Origin of the sequence: Belliella marina, assembly GCF_042682445.1 — a bacterium.
Taxonomy (GTDB): domain Bacteria; phylum Bacteroidota; class Bacteroidia; order Cytophagales; family Cyclobacteriaceae; genus Belliella; species Belliella marina.
Map to the genome: position 1 here is coordinate 19,633 of NZ_JBHUHR010000004.1, position 20,987 is coordinate 40,619.

23 protein-coding genes are annotated in these 20,987 nt (G+C 35.4%); 2 read left to right on the top strand and 21 right to left on the bottom strand.

All coding sequences use genetic code 11. The features are described 5' to 3' along the window. Positions 1–161 precede the first annotated feature (161 nt). The gene (locus tag ACFSKL_RS02195; RefSeq protein WP_376883112.1) at positions 162–734 is read left to right on the top strand and encodes a Crp/Fnr family transcriptional regulator; all 573 of its coding nucleotides are present in this window, start codon (positions 162–164) and stop codon (positions 732–734) included. A 69-nt stretch (positions 735–803) separates the two neighbouring features. After that, a complete protein-coding gene (locus ACFSKL_RS02200; protein WP_376883114.1) occupies positions 804–1,526 on the top strand; it encodes a siderophore-interacting protein in 723 nt (240 codons plus the stop codon). A 54-nt stretch (positions 1,527–1,580) separates the two neighbouring features. Here the strand turns inward: ACFSKL_RS02200 and ACFSKL_RS02205 are convergent, their stop codons facing one another. The 21 genes from ACFSKL_RS02205 to ACFSKL_RS02305 form a co-directional block, all read right to left on the bottom strand. Next, positions 1,581–2,384: an META domain-containing protein gene (locus ACFSKL_RS02205; protein ID WP_376883116.1), complete on the bottom strand. Its 804-nt coding sequence runs from the start codon at positions 2,382–2,384 to the stop codon at positions 1,581–1,583. Next, positions 2,381–2,812 (bottom strand): META domain-containing protein, encoded by a 432-nt coding sequence (locus ACFSKL_RS02210; RefSeq protein ID WP_376883118.1) that lies wholly within the window; start codon positions 2,810–2,812, stop codon positions 2,381–2,383. The genes ACFSKL_RS02205 and ACFSKL_RS02210 overlap by 4 nt, the downstream gene beginning before the upstream one ends. Positions 2,813–3,042: 230 nt before the next feature. Further along, positions 3,043–4,242 carry a winged helix-turn-helix domain-containing protein gene (locus ACFSKL_RS02215; protein ID WP_376883120.1) on the bottom strand — a complete coding sequence of 400 codons (1,200 nt, stop codon included), beginning with the start codon at positions 4,240–4,242 and terminating at the stop codon, positions 3,043–3,045. Positions 4,243–4,262: 20 nt separating this feature from the next. Next, complete coding sequence (locus ACFSKL_RS02220; protein ID WP_376883122.1) at positions 4,263–4,439, bottom strand: hypothetical protein; 177 nt, start codon at positions 4,437–4,439, stop codon at positions 4,263–4,265. Continuing rightward, positions 4,433–4,888, bottom strand: coding sequence for a DoxX family protein (locus ACFSKL_RS02225; protein WP_376883124.1), 456 nt, complete (start codon positions 4,886–4,888; stop codon positions 4,433–4,435). The genes ACFSKL_RS02220 and ACFSKL_RS02225 overlap by 7 nt, the downstream gene beginning before the upstream one ends. A 556-nt stretch (positions 4,889–5,444) precedes the next feature. Then, positions 5,445–6,023 carry an NAD(P)H-dependent oxidoreductase gene (locus ACFSKL_RS02230; protein ID WP_376883126.1) on the bottom strand — a complete coding sequence of 193 codons (579 nt, stop codon included), beginning with the start codon at positions 6,021–6,023 and terminating at the stop codon, positions 5,445–5,447. Positions 6,024–6,028: 5 nt separating this feature from the next. Further along, positions 6,029–6,367, bottom strand: coding sequence for a hypothetical protein (locus tag ACFSKL_RS02235; protein WP_376883128.1), 339 nt, complete (start codon positions 6,365–6,367; stop codon positions 6,029–6,031). Positions 6,368–6,422: 55 nt separating this feature from the next. Then, positions 6,423–7,004, bottom strand: a complete 582-nt coding sequence (locus ACFSKL_RS02240; RefSeq protein ID WP_376883131.1) for a Crp/Fnr family transcriptional regulator — start codon at positions 7,002–7,004, stop codon at positions 6,423–6,425. Between the two features lie 93 nt (positions 7,005–7,097). Then, entirely contained in the window at positions 7,098–7,883 is a 786-nt protein-coding gene (locus ACFSKL_RS02245) for a hypothetical protein (RefSeq protein ID WP_376883133.1), read from the bottom strand. A 283-nt stretch (positions 7,884–8,166) separates the two neighbouring features. Beyond that, positions 8,167–8,724: a hypothetical protein gene (locus tag ACFSKL_RS02250; RefSeq protein WP_376883135.1), complete on the bottom strand. Its 558-nt coding sequence runs from the start codon at positions 8,722–8,724 to the stop codon at positions 8,167–8,169. 147 nt (positions 8,725–8,871) lie between these two features. Continuing rightward, positions 8,872–9,768, bottom strand: coding sequence for a hypothetical protein (locus ACFSKL_RS02255; RefSeq protein WP_376883137.1), 897 nt, complete (start codon positions 9,766–9,768; stop codon positions 8,872–8,874). Positions 9,769–10,610: 842 nt separating this feature from the next. Continuing rightward, positions 10,611–11,534, bottom strand: a complete 924-nt coding sequence (locus ACFSKL_RS02260) for a ketopantoate reductase family protein (RefSeq protein WP_376883139.1) — start codon at positions 11,532–11,534, stop codon at positions 10,611–10,613. Between the two features lie 494 nt (positions 11,535–12,028). Next, positions 12,029–12,484, bottom strand: coding sequence for a DinB family protein (locus ACFSKL_RS02265; RefSeq protein ID WP_376883141.1), 456 nt, complete (start codon positions 12,482–12,484; stop codon positions 12,029–12,031). A gap of 9 nt (positions 12,485–12,493) precedes the next feature. Then, positions 12,494–12,850 carry a nuclear transport factor 2 family protein gene (locus tag ACFSKL_RS02270; RefSeq protein ID WP_376883143.1) on the bottom strand — a complete coding sequence of 119 codons (357 nt, stop codon included), beginning with the start codon at positions 12,848–12,850 and terminating at the stop codon, positions 12,494–12,496. Next, positions 12,831–13,427 carry a TetR/AcrR family transcriptional regulator gene (locus ACFSKL_RS02275; protein WP_376883145.1) on the bottom strand — a complete coding sequence of 199 codons (597 nt, stop codon included), beginning with the start codon at positions 13,425–13,427 and terminating at the stop codon, positions 12,831–12,833. Before ACFSKL_RS02275 ends, ACFSKL_RS02270 begins: the two co-directional genes overlap by 20 nt. 374 nt (positions 13,428–13,801) lie before the next feature. Then, on the bottom strand, positions 13,802–15,406 hold the full coding sequence (locus tag ACFSKL_RS02280; protein WP_376883147.1) for a S41 family peptidase: 1,605 nt from the start codon (positions 15,404–15,406) through the stop codon (positions 13,802–13,804). Positions 15,407–16,018: 612 nt separating this feature from the next. Continuing rightward, the gene (locus ACFSKL_RS02285) at positions 16,019–17,464 is read right to left on the bottom strand and encodes a DUF4932 domain-containing protein (protein ID WP_376883149.1); all 1,446 of its coding nucleotides are present in this window, start codon (positions 17,462–17,464) and stop codon (positions 16,019–16,021) included. A 309-nt stretch (positions 17,465–17,773) separates the two neighbouring features. Further along, positions 17,774–18,415: an alpha/beta fold hydrolase gene (locus ACFSKL_RS02290; protein WP_376883151.1), complete on the bottom strand. Its 642-nt coding sequence runs from the start codon at positions 18,413–18,415 to the stop codon at positions 17,774–17,776. A 40-nt stretch (positions 18,416–18,455) separates the two neighbouring features. Continuing rightward, the gene (locus tag ACFSKL_RS02295) at positions 18,456–18,887 is read right to left on the bottom strand and encodes a hypothetical protein (protein WP_376883153.1); all 432 of its coding nucleotides are present in this window, start codon (positions 18,885–18,887) and stop codon (positions 18,456–18,458) included. A 115-nt stretch (positions 18,888–19,002) separates the two neighbouring features. After that, positions 19,003–19,539: a YfiT family bacillithiol transferase gene (locus ACFSKL_RS02300; protein ID WP_376883155.1), complete on the bottom strand. Its 537-nt coding sequence runs from the start codon at positions 19,537–19,539 to the stop codon at positions 19,003–19,005. Positions 19,540–19,752: 213 nt separating this feature from the next. Further along, positions 19,753–20,358, bottom strand: a complete 606-nt coding sequence (locus ACFSKL_RS02305) for a hypothetical protein (RefSeq protein WP_376883157.1) — start codon at positions 20,356–20,358, stop codon at positions 19,753–19,755. Positions 20,359–20,987 lie beyond the last annotated feature (629 nt).

The following is a 20,987-nucleotide window of genomic DNA, read 5'->3' on the forward strand; positions in this document are numbered from 1 at the left end:
TTGGTATGTTTATCATGTATACTATTCTTATAAAGTAGTTGATCTTCGAAAGAATGCCAAAGAATTTATCCGTTAACATATGCATCCATTTTGTTTTTCTTAATTTTATGACAAATCCGGACTAGGCAAAATCAACCCGTTAGTCGAAATCTTTGATTATTATGAAACAGGTACTCTTGGACCACATAGCAAGGTTTATAACTATTGACGAACAGGAAAAAGGGCTTATAGACTTATTATTCCAATTCAAAAATTGGAGCCGGGGAGAATATTTTTTGGCGCAGGGAGATGTGTGTAAAGAAATTGGATTTTTAACTAAAGGGCTAGTGGTGTACTTTATACAGGAAGACGAGTCTCATGCATATAATTTTGGTAAGGAAAGTGACTTCGTCTGCAATTATGAAAGTTTTCTAACGAAAACACCTTCCTCTAAATCCATTAAATGTATTGAAAATGTAGAAATGTTATGTATTAACTATGACAAGCTGCAGCAGTTGTATAGCAAAATTGAGCAAGGCGAAAAAATGGGAAGATTGATATCGGAGCAATTGTTTCTAGAGTCAATAGCGAATATAACTTCATTCTACGTTGATACGCCCGAACAAAGATATTTGAAATTTTTAGAACACTATCCCGATTTAAATCAACGGATTCCCCAATATCTAATCGCTTCTTACATTCAAGTAAAACCCCAGTCATTAAGCCGGATACGTAAAAGAATGCTAAAAAAGTGATTTGTTAACCTGAGTGAATGAAATTCAAGATAGCCATTCCTAAGTTTGCATCAATAAAATAGAAATAAGATGAACTTAGAAGAAAGAATTTTCACTAAATTATTTATGAACCAGGGAACGGTAATTGGGAAAAGACAAATTGCAGAAAAAATATACCATTTCACACTAGAGGTAAATGTCCATTTCACAAAACTAGTTCCCGGACAGCATCTAAGATTATTACTGTTTCCAAATGAAAAAGGAAAACTACGAGACCGTGTACGAACATACTCCATTTGGCGTTATCAGCAAGATGGAAAGAAAGGCTATATAGATATTGCTGTGTGTGCACATACTGATGGACCAGGTAGTCAATGGGCGAAAATTACCAAAATCGGCAGTCAAGTCCTCATTTCCAATCCGCTAGGTAAATTTACATTAGATACCTCTATGCGCAAACACCTATTTATAGGAGATATTACCGCCTTATCGCATTTCTATTGTTTTACACATAATCTACTGTCACAAGAATCGATAAAAGGAATCATTTATGGAAAAGATGAAAACCAATTGTTTAATGATTTTGACGTAACACCTGGGTTTACTTTCCAAAAAACAGCAAATGGAACCGAAACAAGCTTAATTGCGTATTGTAGGGCTTTGGAAATAGACCCCGATACGATGATTTATATTGGAGGCGACGGTCTTATGTGTATAACACTGAACAATCTGTTTATTAAAGAATTAGGTGTTCCCCGTAAACAATTGAAGGTAAAACCATTTTGGATGTTAGGCAAAACTGGTTTGGAGTAGTTATTACGTTTTATGATTTACATAAACATGAAATTATAGGATTGGTTTTTAGGTCTAATCTATTTTTTTGAATATTAGCAACTTCTTATCTGGATTTGAAAGTGTTAAACGGTTGTTTTCAATTTTATATCCGGTAGTACTTTGCAATGCCTTCAAAAATTCCGACTCTATATCGAAAGCATCACACATCATTTCTGTGGTCGCAATGTCTGTAAAACGAATCAGTTCTTTTTCAGAGAACAATGAACCATTTATACGGTTACAGCCTGCAAATCCTACAAATTTGTTGGTTGTACTATTGATTTCCAACATAGGAAATTCTTTGCTTATGTCTTCTTCTCTTATATCCTTGCCATTCATTTTTTCCAGAACCCAAATATCGTGCAGTCGATAATCGGTTATGTAGTCACCACACCCCAGCAATGTCGTTAACTTTTCATCGATGTTCTCCCTGTAGTCAATGGTAACTTTATAAGGTGATATCTTGCCTGACATTGCATTGGCACATTCGGACTGCACAATTTGAACAGTCATTCCAAGGGACTCAGTCTGGATCTTGTACATTTTAACATTGGCATCCATAGCATGGATAGGATGGGTATGTGGTGTAATTATAGAATCTCCAATTGTGGTCAGCTTTATTGTGTTTTCTGATATTTCCATTCCCCAAAAGGGTTCAGTACCTGTAGCCCTAAAATAGATTTTATCCTCAACATGGTTATTGCCTTCAAGTTTTTTGCCTGTTTCTGCATTTACGGAATCCTTTAAGTCATCACTCTTTTTATTGATTCCATTACTACACGACAGAAGTATAATAGAAAGGATGAGCAATATTAGTATTGATGGTGAATGATTCATTTTTGGTTCGATTTTTTAAAACGCATCATTGGAATGTCATCAATCAGCAGATTTAAATTGCCTTCGTCATCTATGCTGTATCTATTGACCTTTTTTATGGTATTCAAGAAAATCGGTTCTCCTTCACCGCAATACATCATTGTCGTCGGACCAGGTTCGCCAAAAGAAATTTCGTCCCCATCCAAGGTGAAATCAGCAGCATACCCGTTACAGCTGTTGGTCCCTTCCACTTTGTTGGTGCTTTCGTTGAAGGTGATTTTTGGTTTTTTTTCAGGATACAGTTCACTAAATTCAACTTGGATTCCCGAAATGTATTCAAGTTCCCATGTGTTATTGAACAGGGCTCCGTTGTCCATGTTTTTTGTGGATGAGCAGGCTGCTATGATCATGGTAAAAGCCAGCAGCGAAAGGATGTTTGTAGTTTTCATAATTGGAAGCTTAATATGGTTCTGTTTTCTGTGATCTATTTAAAACGATTACCTAAAACCCACAGCACATTTCTTTGATCAAAGAATCTACATCACTCAATAGCAGTGGAGTTTCAACAAAACCAGAAAGGCTTGCTGATTTTAGGGATTACTAAAATAGTCATAAAAAATAGGACTATATCGATTTTGTATTAAAATTTCTTATGGAAGCTATGCGCTATAATAGGTACCTATCTATCAAAAGCCTGCTTTAATTCATTTGCAAGAGCTGATGGGCTTACTTGTGTTAGTTTTATTGAATGGCATCTGTTAAAAACAGCAAACCGCTCTACTGCCTGAACGAAAGGTTCCAGCCAGGAAGCTACTTCCAAATGTTTGTTTTCAATGTGTAAATGAATAAGCTCAAATTGTCCCTCTTTACGGTGTGCTTTGCAATCGACACGTCCGATAAATACGTCTCCAAACAAAATGGGCAAACAGAAATAGCCATATTGCCTTTTTTCTTTGGGTATGTAACATTCTAGGCGGAAGGCAAAATCAAAAAGTTGTTCTACACGCTCACGGTGAATAACTGAGTTATCAAAAGGAGATAGCAGTCTAATATTGGGAGATGGCTTTTTAATCGTATTATCAAGCAATGCTTGGAGTACAAAAATTGGCGGCATCCCATCAATGTTTACTTGCTGCACTTTTTTGGCTTCAAGCATAGTCTGCAAAACAAATTCAACATCTTTTCTTAATGATTTACCTGTTTTTAGGTGTATTATCTGTTTAACAGTAGTAGCCCCATAAGCACGCAAATGCGTCTCTACCAGGTATTCAGCAAATTCCAATGGACTAGGTTCAGTCGTATTGACTGTACTGGGCAATACCCTTTCGGTTAGGTCGTAGATTTTTTCCATACCGCTACGCCCAGATACCATTAAATCACCCTGCATAAAGAGTTTTTCAAGGGCTACTTTTGTAGGTTTCCAATCCCACCAACTTCCCGGTTTTTTGCCTGTGGATATAAAATCCCTTGCCTTTTGTGGGCCGTCCAAGCGGATTCTATCTTTTACATAGCTAAGGGATTTCGGATCAACATTGTTGAAATAGCGTGCCTCTCCTCGTTTGAAGAGAAGCATTTGGGGTAGGGCGTATCGGAAATCCCTTATTGGCAAATAAGATGCTGCGTGAAACCAATATTCAAAGACCTTACGCTCTTCAGCCAACTGGTCCAAATATCCAATTTGATAATCCGGTATCCTAGTCCAAAAAGTATGGTGATGTGCTCGTTCAACGATTGACAATGTGTCAATTTGAATATAGCCAAGGTGTTCCAATGCAGCTAGCACAGCCTGTTTGCCCTTTCCAAATGAATGTGTTTTGCTTAATCCCTGACTTTGTAATGTCACACGCTGAAGCTGTTTTAAGATCGATCTTTGGGTCATATCATTTTTCTACTGAAATATTAGGTTTCTACTTCGGGATTATCGCCATCGTAGTACTTCTTACCATAAGCTGTAACATCAGCACGATATGCTCTAAGCAAAGTTTTGTTTTGCCAGATTTCTGTCCATGTTTTAACTACTGCTTCGGGCATTTTACCTTTAGAAACAAATTTTTGGGATTGATTAACCGTTACCATATTTTTATCGAACTCAGATAAGTCCAGACTATAAAAAGGAATTGTAAAGGAATTCTGAACCATAAATAAGATATTCCATTTCCGTCAAATGTTGCTTTTTGGTAATTCACATTATTTAAAGATGCGTAAATATTGGCAGGTAACATTAGAAGAAGAAAAACAATAAGTCCCCAACCAGATATTCCTTTTAGTTTTGGTATAAGGAGACCGATTGCAAGTGCGATTTCAAAAATTCCTGTCAGATAAACAAAACTTTCTTTATAAGGAATAAATTTAGGTATCATCATTGACATTCCCTTTGTAAAGACAAAATGTCCAACTGCTGTAAATGCAAGCATGATTGACATGGCGATTCTTGCCGACAAAGCTAAATCATATTCTTTGTAGATAATTTTAACTACAAAAATAGAGATAGCAAAACTTAATAAAAGCACAATTAATGGTTTCATTTTTTTCTGAGATTATTGAGATACAAAGGTCAGCAAAAACTAAAGTAAGTTCAATGAACCCTAGTTCAGAAATTCGAAGCATTCATGAAGTCGTTGAAAACTATTTAAGGGTTGCTGAAAAATTTAGAGATAGACTATTTATAATAATTTTACAGGTCGCTCCTATGGAGCTTTTTTACACTATTCTATTAATTTCTACAAACAGTTAGTCCCGATGGGACTTTTCAATCTGTGAGGGCTTCATTTTTGCTAAAAACATTTCGCCTCGATAGGACTATCGCTCCGTAGGAGCTTACTGTTTGTAGCTAAAGAATCAATGAAGCTCCTTAGGAGCGATCTGTTTTTTCAATAAATCCAATCAGAATCATCCATTGGATGAAATATTATTTATGTATTCCCTGATTTCGTCCATTTACGTTTTTTTAGCTTATGTTAATTGTATGCCTAAAAGCGCAAAAGCGGTTCCAAGCTTCCATATTTTCAATTTGGAACTAACCATAGATTTATATATTACTTATTCATTTAATCTCCTAAATCCCAATTGTCTACACCAATATCACTGATTCATTTGTCCCAGTTTTTCAACTTTTTTCAACCATTTTGCCCTGAACTCTTCTTTAGAGAGCCTTATGGGTCCTATGGAGGTTATCCGCACTTTTCTCACCCCAATATAATTCATTGTTACTTTTTTCATGGCATTGTGGCTGGGGTTTCCATAATACAACTTGTAATACCAGGCTGGTTGGTCCAATGTACAGATTATCCTTGCTGTTTTTCCGGTAAAAAGCTTATCCCACCACAATGACTTTTCCCTTTTCTGAAAAGCAAAGCCCGGAAGCAAGGTTCTATCCAAAAAGCCCTTCAGCATGGCTGGGACTGATCCCCACCAAACAGGGTATACCCAAACCAAATGGTCTGCCCATTTCAATTTGTCTTGTGCTTCCAATAAATCCGGCTCCAGTTCCGTTCGCTTCCTATATCCAAACTGGAGGTTTGGGTTGAAGTCCAATTCCCTGATATTGATTTCCTTGATTTCAGCACCCGATTGTGCTGCACCCTTCTTATAGGCATCCGATAGTGCGTAGTTGAAACTTTCCCCGTCAGGGTGACCATTAATAATCAGTATTTTTCTCATGTCCTTTAAAATATAGTTTTCATTTTCTCCTCAAATGGGGTCCCAGTCAAATTTTCTGTTTTGAAGAATTTATAGAGGACAAAACAAGCAGGCACGGTTAAAAAGATCGTACAAATGGCGAAAGTGGCGACACTACAAAAAACATCCAAAACCTGGACGCCAATCTTTCCAATATACGATGCGATGGCATCTTGCTGACCTATAAAATAATGATGGACAGATTGCCCATAATCATAAAAACGAATGGACGTTTCGTAGAGCAACCATGCTGGATAAAACCATTTTCTGATGGGTACCCACCATTTGCCCCAAATTGATCTCTGTTGTTTGTTATATTCTTCCATTTTTTATTCTTTTGACAAAGGTCATTCTAATGGAAGAATTATCATTTGATCTATATCAAGTCCGATTTTTGGGGCTTCTTATTCTACTCAAAGTCTCCAGTGTTATTCCCAAATAGGATGCAATATGGGTCAGGGGAATTCTGTTGGTTATATCAGGATGAATACTGATCAAATGCTTGAACCTTTCCTCGGCTTTATTGAACTGGATTGTATAGAGCCTTTCACATAGGCCTAACATGGTTTGGGTCACTACTTTGCTGATAAAGCGTTCAAAATCATGATACTTATGGGTGAGGTCAACAAATGTATCCTTGGTGAATTCGACAACGATTGAATCTTCTACAAATTCAATATAATGGGGACTCGGTTTTTCACTAAAAAAGCTGACAATAGAGGCCATAAACTCATTTTCAAAAGCGAACCAGTCAGAAATATCCTTTCCATCTTTCAGATAATATGCCCTAGCACAACCTTGTACGATCAAATACGCTTTTTCCGAGAATTGCCCCTCACGAACTACAATCTCACCTCTTTTGAATGTGCTGATTTTTGAGTTGGCAACAAGATCTTGTCGACACTCGATGGATAATGGAGCGTAAAGCTCCCCTATTTCATTTATTGTTTTTTCAGTATTCATTTAATAGCTATAATAGATGTACTCCCAAAAGCATCCGGGATGATTTAAACACATGCCTATTTTGCCAAAAGCCCGTTAGCTGTCCATTTTATCCTAAATTATAAATTCTTCATCAATGATCATTTCTATTCTCGGCCCGTCTTGTGGATAAAGCCCAAATCCACCTTTATGTCCTAACCCGACATTGTTTTTGGTCATTGCTTCTTCTATTCTATCCTCAAAATTTATGGTGTTCACAAATTGTTTATGGGCAAGATTCAGCCCTTGCCGACCATTGGTGAAGAATATCATTAGGTTGGTTTCGTCATCAAAATCTTTATCGTAGTAAAATAGAACATGTATATTTTCTTCTTCTGATATCGCTTTCAGATCCCCCAAAAAATTGATTTTATCTTTTAATTTTAAATTACAGTCTAATCTGAATTTTGAGTTTTCCGCATTGTATTTTTTCAATCCTGACCCAACAAGTTGCAAGAAATTCTTTTTAGGATAAATGGCTTTGTTTGTGGGGTTGTCGTTACGAAGCTTCAATAATATTGGATTTTCCAGCTTCTGGTCTGAATTCAGTTTTATTTTCCCCTTCTTTAATATCTTTTCTACTTCACAAACCAGTAAAAAATCATAGTCGAATAGCTGATATCCACCTGTGCCAATTCTCAATTTATAACCGTCTTGGTAGATAAACAGAAAGCCCTCGTTATAAGTCGAAATCAAGAGCTTTAGATCTGAAATCAATTTTCCAGGACATTCCGTTTTGATATTCGTAATCAATTCTGCAGGAGCATCTGAGTGTCCTCCATGGCCTTTTCTGAACTCAAAATAGTCAAACTTGTATAAGTCTGTCGGAAAATCAAAATACCAATATGTTCCTAATATCATTCCTTCAGTATAGTATTAAAATGACAGCTATCGGTTCTCAACTAAGGATAATATTCTTATTAACTTATTCATCCCGTTTTTACCTTATTTAGTTGGGTTTACTTTCAAAACTTTCACATTATTTCTTTGCAACATACCCAATGTACAGACCGATACCAAAACACGATTGCAAGTCTTGAAGAAATGGTCTTCAATGACAATCCCATCAGGATCATGGAAGTCTTCCATAATAGCACGAATCCACTGCTTTTTGCAAAATTGCTGTTTTGGGGTCAGGTTTCTATTATATTTTGTTTATCAGTTTAAGTGTTTTCAGATCGAAAACATGAATTTCGTTTTTATCTGTCTTGTCGTATTTGTGGTTGTTGTTCGAATCGTAATATCCGGTAACTACGATTCTTCCAGTTGTCTTGTTGACTGTCCAATTTCTTACAAAAAATTTATTGTCTGTCAATTGAGTTTTTGATTTTCCGTCTGTCGATAATATTATGATTTGTGTTGGGTCATCCCAGTCAATTCCATTTTTTCCGTCTAAGTCAACTGTCCTTGCAGCAACAATAATTACATTAAGGTTCAAACTGTCAAGTTTAACTTGTTCAAGATTTCCAATCCAAGCATCATTTGGGAACTCAACCTGATTTTTTTCACCAGTATTGGTATTGATGAATAACAAGTATCTACTTTTTGCATCTTGCATTTTAACCCTGTTCTCAATTGAGGCAATTACGTATTCTGTCCCAACTACTTCTGTCAGTTTGTTAAAGTGAACGTAATTATACTTATCCTGTCCGTAAGTGGTAAAGGTCAAACTTGTCAGAATGATGAATAATAATTTTTTCATTGTCAGTCGGATTTAATGTTGTTGCTATTTCTTTTAAGCTGTACTCTATGGGGTACCGCTTATGTTATGTCTTGAGGTTGGGCGAATTATTTTCTTTCAATACGAGAAGTTCAACCCCATTGGGACTGTTGGGGTCATGTTTATTTTTCATTCATCAATGACTTCAAACGAGTTGAAGAATTGGTCGGCCATCCTTTTATAAATTTCTTCATTTTCTATTACTATTGGATATCTAAATCTTAGCCAATAGGAAGTGTTTTTTCCTAGAAGGAATTTGTCTAAAACTATTGCTGTACCCAAAGTGTCTTTGCTGTAAGATTCAAAAATAGCTTTTTCATTGGGCAAGTCTGCATTTACTATAATATCAGACTGGCCTTCTGCGAAGAGGATATTTACCAAATAATTTTCAATAAATAGAGTATCACCACTGATAAAATCCATATCAACAATCCAAAACCCTACATCAAACCTTTCAAGCAAATATCCTTTAAAATTCTCATCATCAATGGAAAGTACAAACTCCCTAGGTTTATCTGGAAAGTATACTTTAACATTTTTTGTCTCTTCAAATATTCGGAAATCATTAGATTTATTCAACATCGAATCAATCTTGTATTCCCAATAATTCTGCTGAGCTCTTAACTGGCTGTGATTTGTTTCCCTATCATACAATTTTTGATACTGCCTGCCTCTTTGGATTCTGTCAAGCAAAAATTGGTTGGCCTCTTGAAAAGTTAGATTTTTTTCTTTGATAGACTGGTTGATTTCCTTTGAAAAAAAATGAGCAAGTTTTAGATGGTATGCTTCATGCCTAACCAAATATTCGCTTACATGCCTTTTATGTATAAATGAATTAAAACGATCAATAACTATTGCAACTTTTATCTCAGGATTATCATATATTCTGTACATGTAAGATATCCGTGCGGATGCCTCACCCTCATAAAATGGTGGTCTGCGCAAAAAATCACTCACCTGCAAAGTTGATTCTTCATTCCAAACTTTATACTGTTCATGTCTATTTGTCTGGTTAAAACGTTCCATGAAATAACAACTCAACAGTATTGCCAAAAAAACAAATATGCCAGCTAATCTATAAACCCTTACCATAAAGAAACTTTAAAAATTCTAGGTAAAATTAGATTAATAAGCGAAAGGGCAAGTTCTGCATATGAAACTATAAAGACGGATAAAATTATGAGGTTTGAATAACTCCCTATTTGGTAAAACTTATCAACTAAATTCAAACTGAATCCTATCAAAATAAAAATAAAAAAAGCAGTAATTAGATTGTGAATCAGCCTTCCCATTATTCGGTTTCTCCTTTTGTGTTCCAATAGGTAAAACCGATGTTTAAGAAGAATTGGACTAATGAGTACAAAACTTCCTACAACATTCATAGAATCAAACAAATCCAGAATCCTGGACAAAAAAACAATTGACACCACCATTAAAGCTGCAAACAGAGAAGAAAGGATTTCTCTATATGAAAATGACCTTAAAAACTCTTTCATTTGTACCTGACCAATTGCTGGTTGATTGATTTATTCTGCCATATCAATTTACAACTACCTGCAGACAGGGAATTTGACCACTGGCCTTCCAGCTAAGTACCGGTCTCCAGATTTAGCACTTTCCTTTCCTGAGAAGCACGAAACCTCTGCTTGTGGTGAGTTCCTCTGATGGGGTCTATTCTCACTATCCCCTAAGTTTATTACCAAACCCTCACATCCATCTGGAAAATCCGTTCCCAATGTCCATCAAACTCATCCCCTTGCAGTTTCCAATAGGAATGGATAAAAGGAGTTAATGCTTTGCAAGGTTTTATTGTCTAAGTTCCATTTCATCTGTGGCGCATACCGCTGGTTCTGCGTGGTAGATTCATGTTATAGTCCTCTATTCTTTAATTCACTCGGTAAAATACAATTATACACAAATTTATTAACCGGTGTATCAATCCCATATTTTTCTCCAAGCCTGACAACTGTGCCATTTTGATATTCAATCTCCGATGGTTTTTTGTCCCACACATCTCTGGTCAATGAAGATGTTGAATCATACGGAAAGGAGTCTATAAAAGAAAGGGTCTTGTCTACTAAATCAGTTTCAATATTCACCCCGATTTTTTGGGACAACAAAAATATTTCATTGAGCAATTCAATCATTAGTTGACGTGTTTCTTTTATTTCCCTTAATTCTCCATAGGTTGTATTGGAAACTGCCAACAATCCACTTACGCAAATGGCCGTGAACTTTCTCCATAAATCCGCTTCTATATCATCGGAAATTTTTGATTCAATGCCTGCGTTTTCAAATATCTTATGGATTTCGTCAATCCGTGCTGTTTTTGATTTATCAAGCTCACCAAATACAATAGTAGGTATAACTCCAATATGGTGAATCACTCCGGGAGAATCAATTTTGCTGATTATCTTGCATAACCCTCCTAGGATATGCTTTTTATCAATACTTTCCGACAATTCCTCTGATGCCAACACTCCGTTCTGCAATGGAAGAATCACCGTGTCGCTTTTTAAAATCAGCTTGATATCATCCCGGATCTCTTTTATTTGCCAAGCTTTAACACCAATAACAATCAGATCAGGCTTATCAATTTGCGTGATTTTGTCCGTCGCTTTTATGTTATCAACTTTAAAATCACCAAGAAAACTTTTAACAAGCAGCCCACTATTTTGAATTGATTTCAAATGCTTTCCCCTTGCTATAAAAGTGACATCATATCCAGCTCTAGCTAGTTTTGCGCCAAAATACCCTCCAATTCCTCCAGTACCTATAATTGCTATTTTCATCTTAATGTATCGTGTTTGTTCGTGATTCCTTGTATTACGCAAAACGGTTCTTGGCTAAGATAAGAATAGATGCCAAAATTGTTAGGAGAAATAAAATAAATTGAAAGGCTCCTGTTTTCATGAGCTTTATTTTATCCAACTTATGGTTTTCAACTTGGCGAAGCGAGTGGGGTTTTAGCACTAAATTTTATTGGAAGCATGTCTTCCCCCTTTTACCAAATCGGCATTCTTGCCAATCGTATTGGTCTCAAATTGTTTACAAATTTCTTTTACTCCTTTCAATCGCAATGAACTCAGGCAAATAATCAGGAGTACAGCCTTTTGAAACCATTACACCTTTGTACAATCCCGTTTTTTCACCAAGTGCTATGCAACGATATGGGTGCTTTTTTTATTTCTTTGGCAATGGTTCCTAAGTAGTCAAGTTTGGTGTTCTTGGGTAATTTGTGTCATTATATTTTCTGCTTTCGTCGAAAGTCTCATTTCACTGGCATTTACTTATTCCAGTTCCACAATCCGAAATTAACGGACTTATCGATTTTAAAACCATTCCTTGTTACAATTGTCATAATCTGTCCACGATGATGTGATTCATGAGCAATCATTTGGGCAAAAAAAGCTGTTGGGTGAGGTTTGTAACCTGCTATGCTTTCCTGTTCAAATAATTGCCGTAGAACTTCGCTCATTTTTTGTGATGACCTATCAAGTGCTTTGGTAAGTTCCTGAATATCGTTGGTGTATTTTTTATCTAACTTCAGATCAACTTTTTCTCCCACTTTATTTATCCAAAAGGATCGAATATTATTGATATGGATGAATTGTTCTCCTATGCTTCTTCCTTGTCCATTGATTTTTGCCGATAACCAACCTGTTTCTATATTTTCAAGCAAAAATAAGGTGACTTTGTTATTGCAGTCCCATGTCTGGATGATATCTTCTTTAATATTCATTTTGACTCACTAACTTTCTTTGAAGAAACTTGAAACTGCTTTTAATTTGCCATCCGAATAAAACGCAAAGTCCGAACCATTCCCTACGACCTCCTTGTCAGAATTTACCATATCCCAATGGGCAAGACTTCTGTCATGATGGATCATAAAGTCTGTAATAGTGAAAGTACAATCCGGAAAGTCTTTTTGAAATTGAGCCATGTAATCGGATAACTTTTGGGAACCGTCCAAATCAATGTTTGGGTCGTAAAACTCAAAATCTTCAGCAATTATTTGGTTCAGTTTATTTTCGCGACCAGCTGTATTCGCTTCGCTCCAACAAGCTCTGTATGTTTCCCATATTTCTTTAATTTTTGTTTCTACCATTGTTTTTGTTTTTAAGTAAACTCAAAAAATCCGTTATAATATTTGAGTGCAAGGTTTTAGTGCTTTTTGATCTTGTCAATATCCCGAAGAATGTGGTATGGATTATTTCCGTCATCAATTTCGAGTTTAATGAGCTGTCTAACTCACCATTTTGTTGAGCTTGCAACACTGTTGGTTCAATAATATTCACAAACTTTTCAAATTGTGCAGAGGCAATCTCTGCGACAGCAGGATTCAGCGCGCCCATTTCGGACATCATATTATTCACCAGACAACCTCTGTACTCACTTTCAGGTTGAACGAGGAGCATGTCTGTATAAAGGTTATAAAGTCTATCAATAGGTGGCACGCTGGGGTCTGAAAGCTGTTTTTGTAAATGGTTCGATATAAGATTGCCATATGCTTCAATAACTGCCAACAAAAAGTTTTCCTTGCCTTTAAACGAGTTGTAAAAGGCTCCTTTTGTCATCCCTGTTTCCTTGCAAATTTTGTCGATGCCCAGATTATGATACCCATGATGCCAAAAAAGATTCATCCCTTTGTTGATCACAGTTTCTTTGTCATGTTTATAATTCATGACATAAAGATATATAAACAGACCGTTCGGTACAAATTAATCTGCATTTTTTGCTTCACAAATAGCTTCCTACACCTAAGGGGTATTGCATGTTTGTTTTCATTCTCAAAAAAATCCTTTGAAGATAACAATGTCTTTAAGTCATCAATTGTCAAGCCCCAAGTAAAATTACTATTCTTTATTTCAATGTTTTCTAATAGCATATTATTTTGATAATCTGCTCATTACCTGTTCTGCTCCATTTAATCTCGCATAACTTTGGGAATTAGGATTGTGGCAGACTTAGATGCACAAAACTGCCAACCTACACAAAAACACAATAGAAGTACTGCACTTGACTCAATCTCTTCACCCACCATCGAGCCAAACTTCTGTTAGTGGCTGATTTTTTCTATTTCCTTTTCTACTGCTTTCAAGTATGGGTCTCTTCCATTAATCAAATCATCGATAGTATATTCAATCCAAATTCCTGGTATTTGAACGACACCATTATCTCTTTTAGGTCTTTCTATATAAGTAGTGGCTATTGATATTTTGGCTTTTGTTTTTGGTAATTCCATTGGGGTGTAAGTAGTTGCACCAATAGGATTGTTTCCTACACTTGTGCCGATTACTGTGCCAATTCCATTGTCTTGAAATAAAGTGGTAAGCATTGCAGCAGCGCTACCTGTTCTATAATTTGATAGGACATAAACATTACCTTTAAAGATTGGGCGATTATCTTGAATGAAATATTTCGAGCTTTTATCTGTAATTTCACTAAATAGATTTTCACCCGAATTAGTCTGCACCAAATCTCTTTGAGGTACGCCTTGGGGATATTTTTTCTTTAAATCTTGATAATCTTTCTTGAAGTATTTTTTATAAATATCTGATGTGAAAGCGTATTCAGTAAAGTCTTTCAGATTCTCTTTTTCAGTAAGGAAATACATAAGCTGTATCCCAAGCGTAAGATTTCCTCCCGGATTATTCCTTATGTCAATAATTAGATTATCTACCTTGTTGGTGTTTAAACTATCGATAAGCTCCCATACAAAATCCTTAAAAACAGGATATTTAGGATTGTAAATATTTGCAATCCGTTTTGAAGGTTTCTCTTTTTTAAATTGCCTTTTTACGTATCCTCTTGCAATGGGTTGAAGCCAAGGTTTTACGTAGCTTTCAATTCCTTCCAATATGTCTATTTTATCGTAGGATCTATTAAATTGTAAATAACCAAAATTTTGCTCTTTGGTGATGGTATACAAGTAGGTTTCATTTTGATATTTTGTAATGGCATTCTCTTTAAATGGAATCTCAAATACATCAACTTTACTTTCGGTAGATATTGGCGACAATTCAATTTCAGAGTGGTCTTCAAACTTCAGCTTTAATAGCTCAAAATTTTCTTTGATGACACCAATTTGTTTTAAGTATTGTGGCTTATTATAAAATTGTAAGTCAAGGATCTCAAATTGTTGGTTAATTTTATTCTCAGCAAAGGTATAATCTATCAATTGTCCTTCTACCTCTTTTGTAGTTAGTCCGTTTATCGCAATAATTTTTTTGCCTATTTGTAAACTATCGTATTGTCTGGAAATATTAAGCAAATACCATTCATCTGATGATATATGTATTACATAAGGGTAAACCAAATCAAATTCATGACTTAAAGATATGTTGGTATGTTGGTTTTTTAGATTGGAAAGATAACTTCTTGCCTGAACAACAAAGTCAGCGTTATTATCTACGATTCGTAATGTTGATAAAATTTGTTCGGCTTGCTTTTGACGTTCATCCTTTGGATAAATGCTGTCTAATTGAGGAAAGCCTTCTTCCACCAATTTGGTCAAATAAAGAAAATCATACTCATATTTATTAAGGCCTTTTTGCGAAATTTTCTCTTTTGGGGTGTAGTTTTTTACTCCTGTCTTCTGCAAAAAGGCTCCGCAAGAGGAAAACAGTAAACTAATTAAAAGCAAGAAAAATAGTTTATTCATCCGGTGTTTGTCTATATAATTTTGCCACTTACGATTCTCTTCACCCCAATATGTCGTGAATCTCACCATTACCAAACATACCCATTCCCATCCAAACAAAAAATACCAAGCACACATAAGCCAGTCGCATCTTTTGGGAGATTCCCTAAAAAACAAACTCGATATCCCTAAAAAACACTGATGGATACACAGATCAATCAGGGCTTGCCGATAGGAATCGGTATCACGGGCTTTTCTCTAGATGGCTAAATGTTGGCGGTTCCAATAATCTACTTTTTGTCATCACCCATACTTTTTGTTTAAGTTTTTTTCAGTTTTGTTTGTTCAATATCGTTTTACAGTTTTGAACAATACGGAATTAATTATTTGACATCCAATATATTACAAATCAGTCTGTTTTTCATTTATTGCTTCCCAAAATTCCCAAACTATAGCTTACGAGATCAACATTTTCAAAGTTGGGGGAATATTGCACAATAGTTTGGGCGCAGTGGCGATTTAGAAGTCCCGAAAGTACGGGATCAACCAAGCACGATTTGTGGCGGGTCATTGGGAATACTTGATTTATCCACAGAACGGTCACTTTTGGATAGGTACTATCAACTAAAATAGCTACTCATCAATGACTTTAAAATAGCTTCCACTTTTTATCAGAACTCCTTTTTTACTAATAAGAGGATGTTTTGTTCCCCACCAATTGAATTGAAAATAATAGGCTTCACGTTCTCTAGGCAAAGAAATCTCAAACTCCACTAAACTTCCATTTTCTGCCCAGCTTAAGTTGTTATCAGTTCGGTTTAGCTTAATAAATTCTCTTAGATTTTTTCCGTCTTGTAAAATCGTTGTTATTGTGTCTGTTTTTATCATCGGCTCTGAAAATGAAATTATAATTTTCGTTTCTTCCGAAAAAATAGTTGATATAGAATCCTTTGGTGAGATTATTTTTGGTTTTGACAAGTCTTTCTGTGTTTCAGAAGTCCACTCCAACATTTTAGGATATAAGTCCTTTATTGTTTCATCATTTTTTTTATGATTGTACAGAGTCAAAAGTTTTTGCGTAAATAGCTGCGAATATTCAAATCCTCTACTATCGTTTTGAAAACTCCAATTTAGCCCGACTTCATCTGCCAAATTGGGAAAATGCCGTTTCAAGAAAATATCATAAACCGCCCAAGTCATATATTCGTTAAATACTCCAAATTCATCATTTTCATTGTACCCACTTTTATTGTCCCATAAGTTGGCATTGAAACTTTTGCTAACTAATTCTTTATATTGATTTGTAGTTGGGTTTACATATCCGTGGTTCATTTCCGTAAAAAGATTGTGAATTGAAGTAGCAATGTCTTTTTCATTAGTTGAAACTGTATCGGATAAAACGTAGTCTGGAATTGTTATGAAGTCAGCCACAGTCGTTGAATCGATATCCCTATGACAATTCATTCGATATACAAAAGGGGATAGAACTACGATATATTTCACATCATTTGAATATTGTTCTCCGAATTCGGCTATAAGGAACTCACGCATTTCATCTAAGTATTGTGTTTTTTTGTACTTACTAGATATTGTGTTATAATATTCTTTGTTTTTTAAAAAAAAATCCCTGAATCTTGATTTTTGTACAAAATCATTTATTAACTCTAAATAGTCATCAAAAGGATGAAGTCCTTCATTTGCATAGAAATTAATCTTTCTTACTAATTGGTTGTTTTTATCAAATTCAAACGCATAAGAATCTGTTCTAAAACTTAAATACTCTTCCCACCTTTCTCTAGAATAATTTACAGAATCTAATAAGGGATGTCCATTCATTGATTTAAAATATTCTTGGACTTCGTTATAATATTCAAAATTTTGTCTAACCTCCCATTTGTCAGTTTTCCCGTATTCGGTTAGAGCTAAAATTATATTGGCCAATTCGTAAGTTTCAGGGTATTGAACTTCGATAATATCATTCGATTCAATCTTTGTTGATTTTGTCCCTAAACAGGAAAAAGTCATAATTATCATGGCTATTGTCAAAATGATAATTGTAGTTTGTAGATTATATTTCATCTTTGTTTTTATATCCTTACTAGCACAATATTAATTACCTAACATTCAGAATCTTACAAATCAGTCCATTTTTCATTTTTTGCTTCCCCAAAATCCCAAACTATAGCTTACGAGATCAACATTTTCAAAGTTGGGGGAATGACTACAAAGGTTTTCGCGCTTTGCAAAGTCAAGTATCTTCAGCACTAAACTAAAATAGGTGTACAACTTGTCCGTAACCGGGAAAGTTTGGATTTAATACTTCACTGTCAAACAAGCACAAAAGCCCTGTTTGCGTGTAAGTGAAGCTATCCCAGTTTTTTTCGCCCGTCATAGTAACTGTTTCAAGATTCTATTTAGTTCGTCCGCTTTATTTAGTGTCATTAAGTGTCCGCCGTTTTTAACTATAAAGTTACATTTTACAAAATTCAAAGGCAGAATTTTGTCATTTGTTCCGTGAATGTGAAATATATTTTTGGTCTGCGTTTGGTTAGTCCACCGTGCAACTCTGTCTATTGCCCACTTCAAAAAAGTCGGGTCGGTGTCAATAAGAATTTGTTTTAAAAGTTGTTTGTCAAATGCTGAATTTGTCCCGAAAAACCAATTTGTAACAATGTTTGAGCTTTTTAACATGCCTGTCGGCAAAAGTTTGTGAAGTCTTAGCTGTCCAGCGAAACGATAGTAAAAAGGCACTTCATTTTTTGTCTTAGCAGAAGCAATTAAAATAACTTTTTCGGTATCAATTTGCTTAGCCACTTCAACCGCAATAAGTCCACCGAATGAAAGTCCTACTAGTATTGGTTTTGTTGTCGCAATTTGGTCAAGGAGTCGTGTTGCGTAATGTTCAATTGTTTCTTTGTTTTGTGGAACAATCCATTTTATATAAGTTGTCGATAAACCAGAAAAATCAAGTCGTTGGAAAACTCTTTCGTCCGCTCCAAGTCCGCTGAATATGTAAAGTTCTTTTGTCAAAGTTTGTAAACTAATTTTAATGTATAGTTAATCCTATCTGTCAAGAATATTTATCTTTTATCCTAACGAGGCTTTCTTTATTTAACTTTTCTAATGATTCTTCAATTATTACCTCACGAGCACCTAGTATCGTCCCAAAATCATTGTATATCATTTTTTCAACAGGGCTTACGTCATCAAATCCCACTTCTAAAGGATGAATAATCATAAAAACTGGACTAAGTTTTAAATCTCTTCCACAAATTTTATTCATTATTTGCTTTCCTAGATTTTCTGCAACCATATTATTGGCTATCAATAATCTGTTTGTAGAAAAAGGCACTTCAGATCTTAGTTTGATCGTTTGCCCTGTCTTCAAATTATGCATCTCCAACTGGTTGCGGGAAATAACTACATAAATAATAAGTTTAGACCTAAATAATCTAACCATAAAGTAAAACAACGCCTTTATATCTTCTAGTCTTGAATTCATTTCAATGCCCAATTAAAATAAGAATTTTTTACCATGTGGCACAACGTGATTCAGCCTGCCTTCCGTCAAGCAGGCCGTATCCAAGGGTATATTATGTAGTCGGCTTTTTTTCTGTTTACTTCCAATTGTGTCTTTTTTTTGTTTCGGTTATATGAGCAAGGTGATGATGGCAATGCCAAGCATAAACACCTATATTTTCGTCAACTCTAAATTTCATCCCCTGTTCTGGATGAATGAAAACTCGTTTGTAATTTTCGTCCGTTAAGTTCTTTAACAAAGCCGTCCATCTTTCGTGTACACCCTCTAGTATTTTCAATGATGATTGGATAGGCATATTTTTAGTGTCAACGAGTTCTGCCCATCTTTCTTCAAAATATGGCTTAATTGTAGGTTCGTCCTCCGTGAGCGCAAGTTTTAGTCGAGTTAAGCTATTCATATGGCTGTCTGCACAGTGATGTATAACCTGTCTAATTGTCCAGCCATTGGGTCTGTATTCTGTGTCAAGTTGTTCGTCGGTTAGGTTAATAACTTCCCCGGTTAGCCTCGCAGGAAATGTCGAAATATCATCAATCCATTGTTCTACAATATTCTTGGTTATAGTTGTTGGTTTGTCAAATTTCCCAATCGGGAATTTTAGTTTTTCTATTTCCATTTCTGTTATTTCTTTATTTTCGTGATGAGTGCTATTAGCCTGAGCAAATGTGATTCAGCCTGCCAGTGGCAGACAGCAGATATTTGGAGCCGTTCTCTTCCAGCCCAACCTAACTTCTTAAAGATACTGAATTTTCATAATTACTCGTTACCGCCCACTGCCTGACGGAAGACTGGCTGGATCCAAGGTGATGTTATGGGTTGTTATTGTTCTTCATTTCCAGTAATAGGTCAATGTAATTCGAAAGGTTTGGTCCCCAAAGAAAAGAATTAGCTTTGATTTGATTTGTTCATCCTCCCAAACTGCTTCTTTTGAGTATACTTCTACTTCATTTTGATTTATTCTTTTTACTAATTCTTTATCTTCAATTTGAGGTAAGGAAAGCTCTGTAATTAGAGCTTCTTTTATTTTTTCATAGGCTGAATCATATTGCGTTAGTTTATTAATTTCTAACTTCCATCGGTCATGTTTTGCTTGGTAACTGCCAAACCGTTCGTGTTCCCAATTATAGCTTATATATTGAAGCATAGAATCTTCACTCGTAAAATAGTACTCCGCATACAATGGGGCAAAGCCTTCTTCTCGTTTTACAATCAATGGGAAATCGATGTCTATTTCATCCACTTTTGGAAATACACTTGAAGACAGGAAAACTTTTTGTTCTAGAATTTGAATGTTTTTATTAAGTGATTTTTCAAACTTTAGAACTTCCCCTATTTTTGATTGATGCATCCAGAAATCACTACTTCTTGGTTTAACATTACAACCAACAGTGGAAACAAAAATTATTGTTAAAATTAATTTAAGTGCTGTCTGCATTTTTTCTTATTGGCTGTAACAAGTCTCTTCATGCTATCATGACGGATATATAAACCTACCAATTCCCTTTCAAACAAAAAATACCCTTCCGCAATGAGCGGGTGAGGTTCACAACTTGTCTCGAAGATCGGAATATGGTTTCCCAGTCTGACGAGAGAGGTTTAGGGGTGTGATTCCCATTTGCGACAATTTGCAATGGCACTTAAATCTCACTGAGCTTTAATGTAAGGATATGCCCAAAACAGAAAAATCAAATGTAAAAACATCCTAATTAGATAATCACCGAAAACCCAAGTATCATCCTAATAATCCAACTAGAGAACTCTTCACCCTACGGCTGTAAGTCAATCTGCCACTAACGAGAAGCCCTGATAGATATATGATCAATCAGGGCATTTTTTATGGATATTTCTCTAGAAGGCTAAATGTTATGCGGTCGGATTTCATTTTCTCTTCTTTCTCGTTAATTTATCAAGCAAAGTCAATAAATTTGCTGTTGTATAATTTATAACAATATCTCTATGTTTTGTCTTTGCAGACTGTGGACTTCTATCTAAGTGATAGACAGTCCTGAATAAATTCCAATCAAACTTTAGGTCAAGACAATCAGTCTATGCTTTGTGTGTGCT

Coding starts and splice junctions, on each gene's coding strand:
- ACFSKL_RS02275 (WP_376883145.1), bottom strand. CDS start 13,427: ATGAATTATAAACATGACAAAGAAACTGTGATCAACAAAGGGATGAAT.
- ACFSKL_RS02270 (WP_376883143.1), bottom strand. CDS start 12,850: ATGGTAGAAACAAAAATTAAAGAAATATGGGAAACATACAGAGCTTGT.
- ACFSKL_RS02295 (WP_376883153.1), bottom strand. CDS start 18,887: ATGAATTCAAGACTAGAAGATATAAAGGCGTTGTTTTACTTTATGGTT.
- ACFSKL_RS02285 (WP_376883149.1), bottom strand. CDS start 17,464: ATGAAATATAATCTACAAACTACAATTATCATTTTGACAATAGCCATG.
- ACFSKL_RS02195 (WP_376883112.1), top strand. CDS start 162: ATGAAACAGGTACTCTTGGACCACATAGCAAGGTTTATAACTATTGAC.
- ACFSKL_RS02300 (WP_376883155.1), bottom strand. CDS start 19,539: ATGGAAATAGAAAAACTAAAATTCCCGATTGGGAAATTTGACAAACCA.
- ACFSKL_RS02230 (WP_376883126.1), bottom strand. CDS start 6,023: ATGAGAAAAATACTGATTATTAATGGTCACCCTGACGGGGAAAGTTTC.
- ACFSKL_RS02200 (WP_376883114.1), top strand. CDS start 804: ATGAACTTAGAAGAAAGAATTTTCACTAAATTATTTATGAACCAGGGA.
- ACFSKL_RS02225 (WP_376883124.1), bottom strand. CDS start 4,888: ATGAAACCATTAATTGTGCTTTTATTAAGTTTTGCTATCTCTATTTTT.
- ACFSKL_RS02210 (WP_376883118.1), bottom strand. CDS start 2,812: ATGAAAACTACAAACATCCTTTCGCTGCTGGCTTTTACCATGATCATA.
- ACFSKL_RS02305 (WP_376883157.1), bottom strand. CDS start 20,358: ATGCAGACAGCACTTAAATTAATTTTAACAATAATTTTTGTTTCCACT.
- ACFSKL_RS02265 (WP_376883141.1), bottom strand. CDS start 12,484: ATGAATATTAAAGAAGATATCATCCAGACATGGGACTGCAATAACAAA.
- ACFSKL_RS02260 (WP_376883139.1), bottom strand. CDS start 11,534: ATGAAAATAGCAATTATAGGTACTGGAGGAATTGGAGGGTATTTTGGC.
- ACFSKL_RS02255 (WP_376883137.1), bottom strand. CDS start 9,768: ATGGAACGTTTTAACCAGACAAATAGACATGAACAGTATAAAGTTTGG.
- ACFSKL_RS02245 (WP_376883133.1), bottom strand. CDS start 7,883: ATGATATTAGGAACATATTGGTATTTTGATTTTCCGACAGACTTATAC.
- ACFSKL_RS02215 (WP_376883120.1), bottom strand. CDS start 4,242: ATGACCCAAAGATCGATCTTAAAACAGCTTCAGCGTGTGACATTACAA.
- ACFSKL_RS02240 (WP_376883131.1), bottom strand. CDS start 7,004: ATGAATACTGAAAAAACAATAAATGAAATAGGGGAGCTTTACGCTCCA.
- ACFSKL_RS02280 (WP_376883147.1), bottom strand. CDS start 15,406: ATGAATAAACTATTTTTCTTGCTTTTAATTAGTTTACTGTTTTCCTCT.
- ACFSKL_RS02220 (WP_376883122.1), bottom strand. CDS start 4,439: ATGGTAACGGTTAATCAATCCCAAAAATTTGTTTCTAAAGGTAAAATG.
- ACFSKL_RS02250 (WP_376883135.1), bottom strand. CDS start 8,724: ATGAAAAAATTATTATTCATCATTCTGACAAGTTTGACCTTTACCACT.
- ACFSKL_RS02235 (WP_376883128.1), bottom strand. CDS start 6,367: ATGGAAGAATATAACAAACAACAGAGATCAATTTGGGGCAAATGGTGG.
- ACFSKL_RS02205 (WP_376883116.1), bottom strand. CDS start 2,384: ATGAATCATTCACCATCAATACTAATATTGCTCATCCTTTCTATTATA.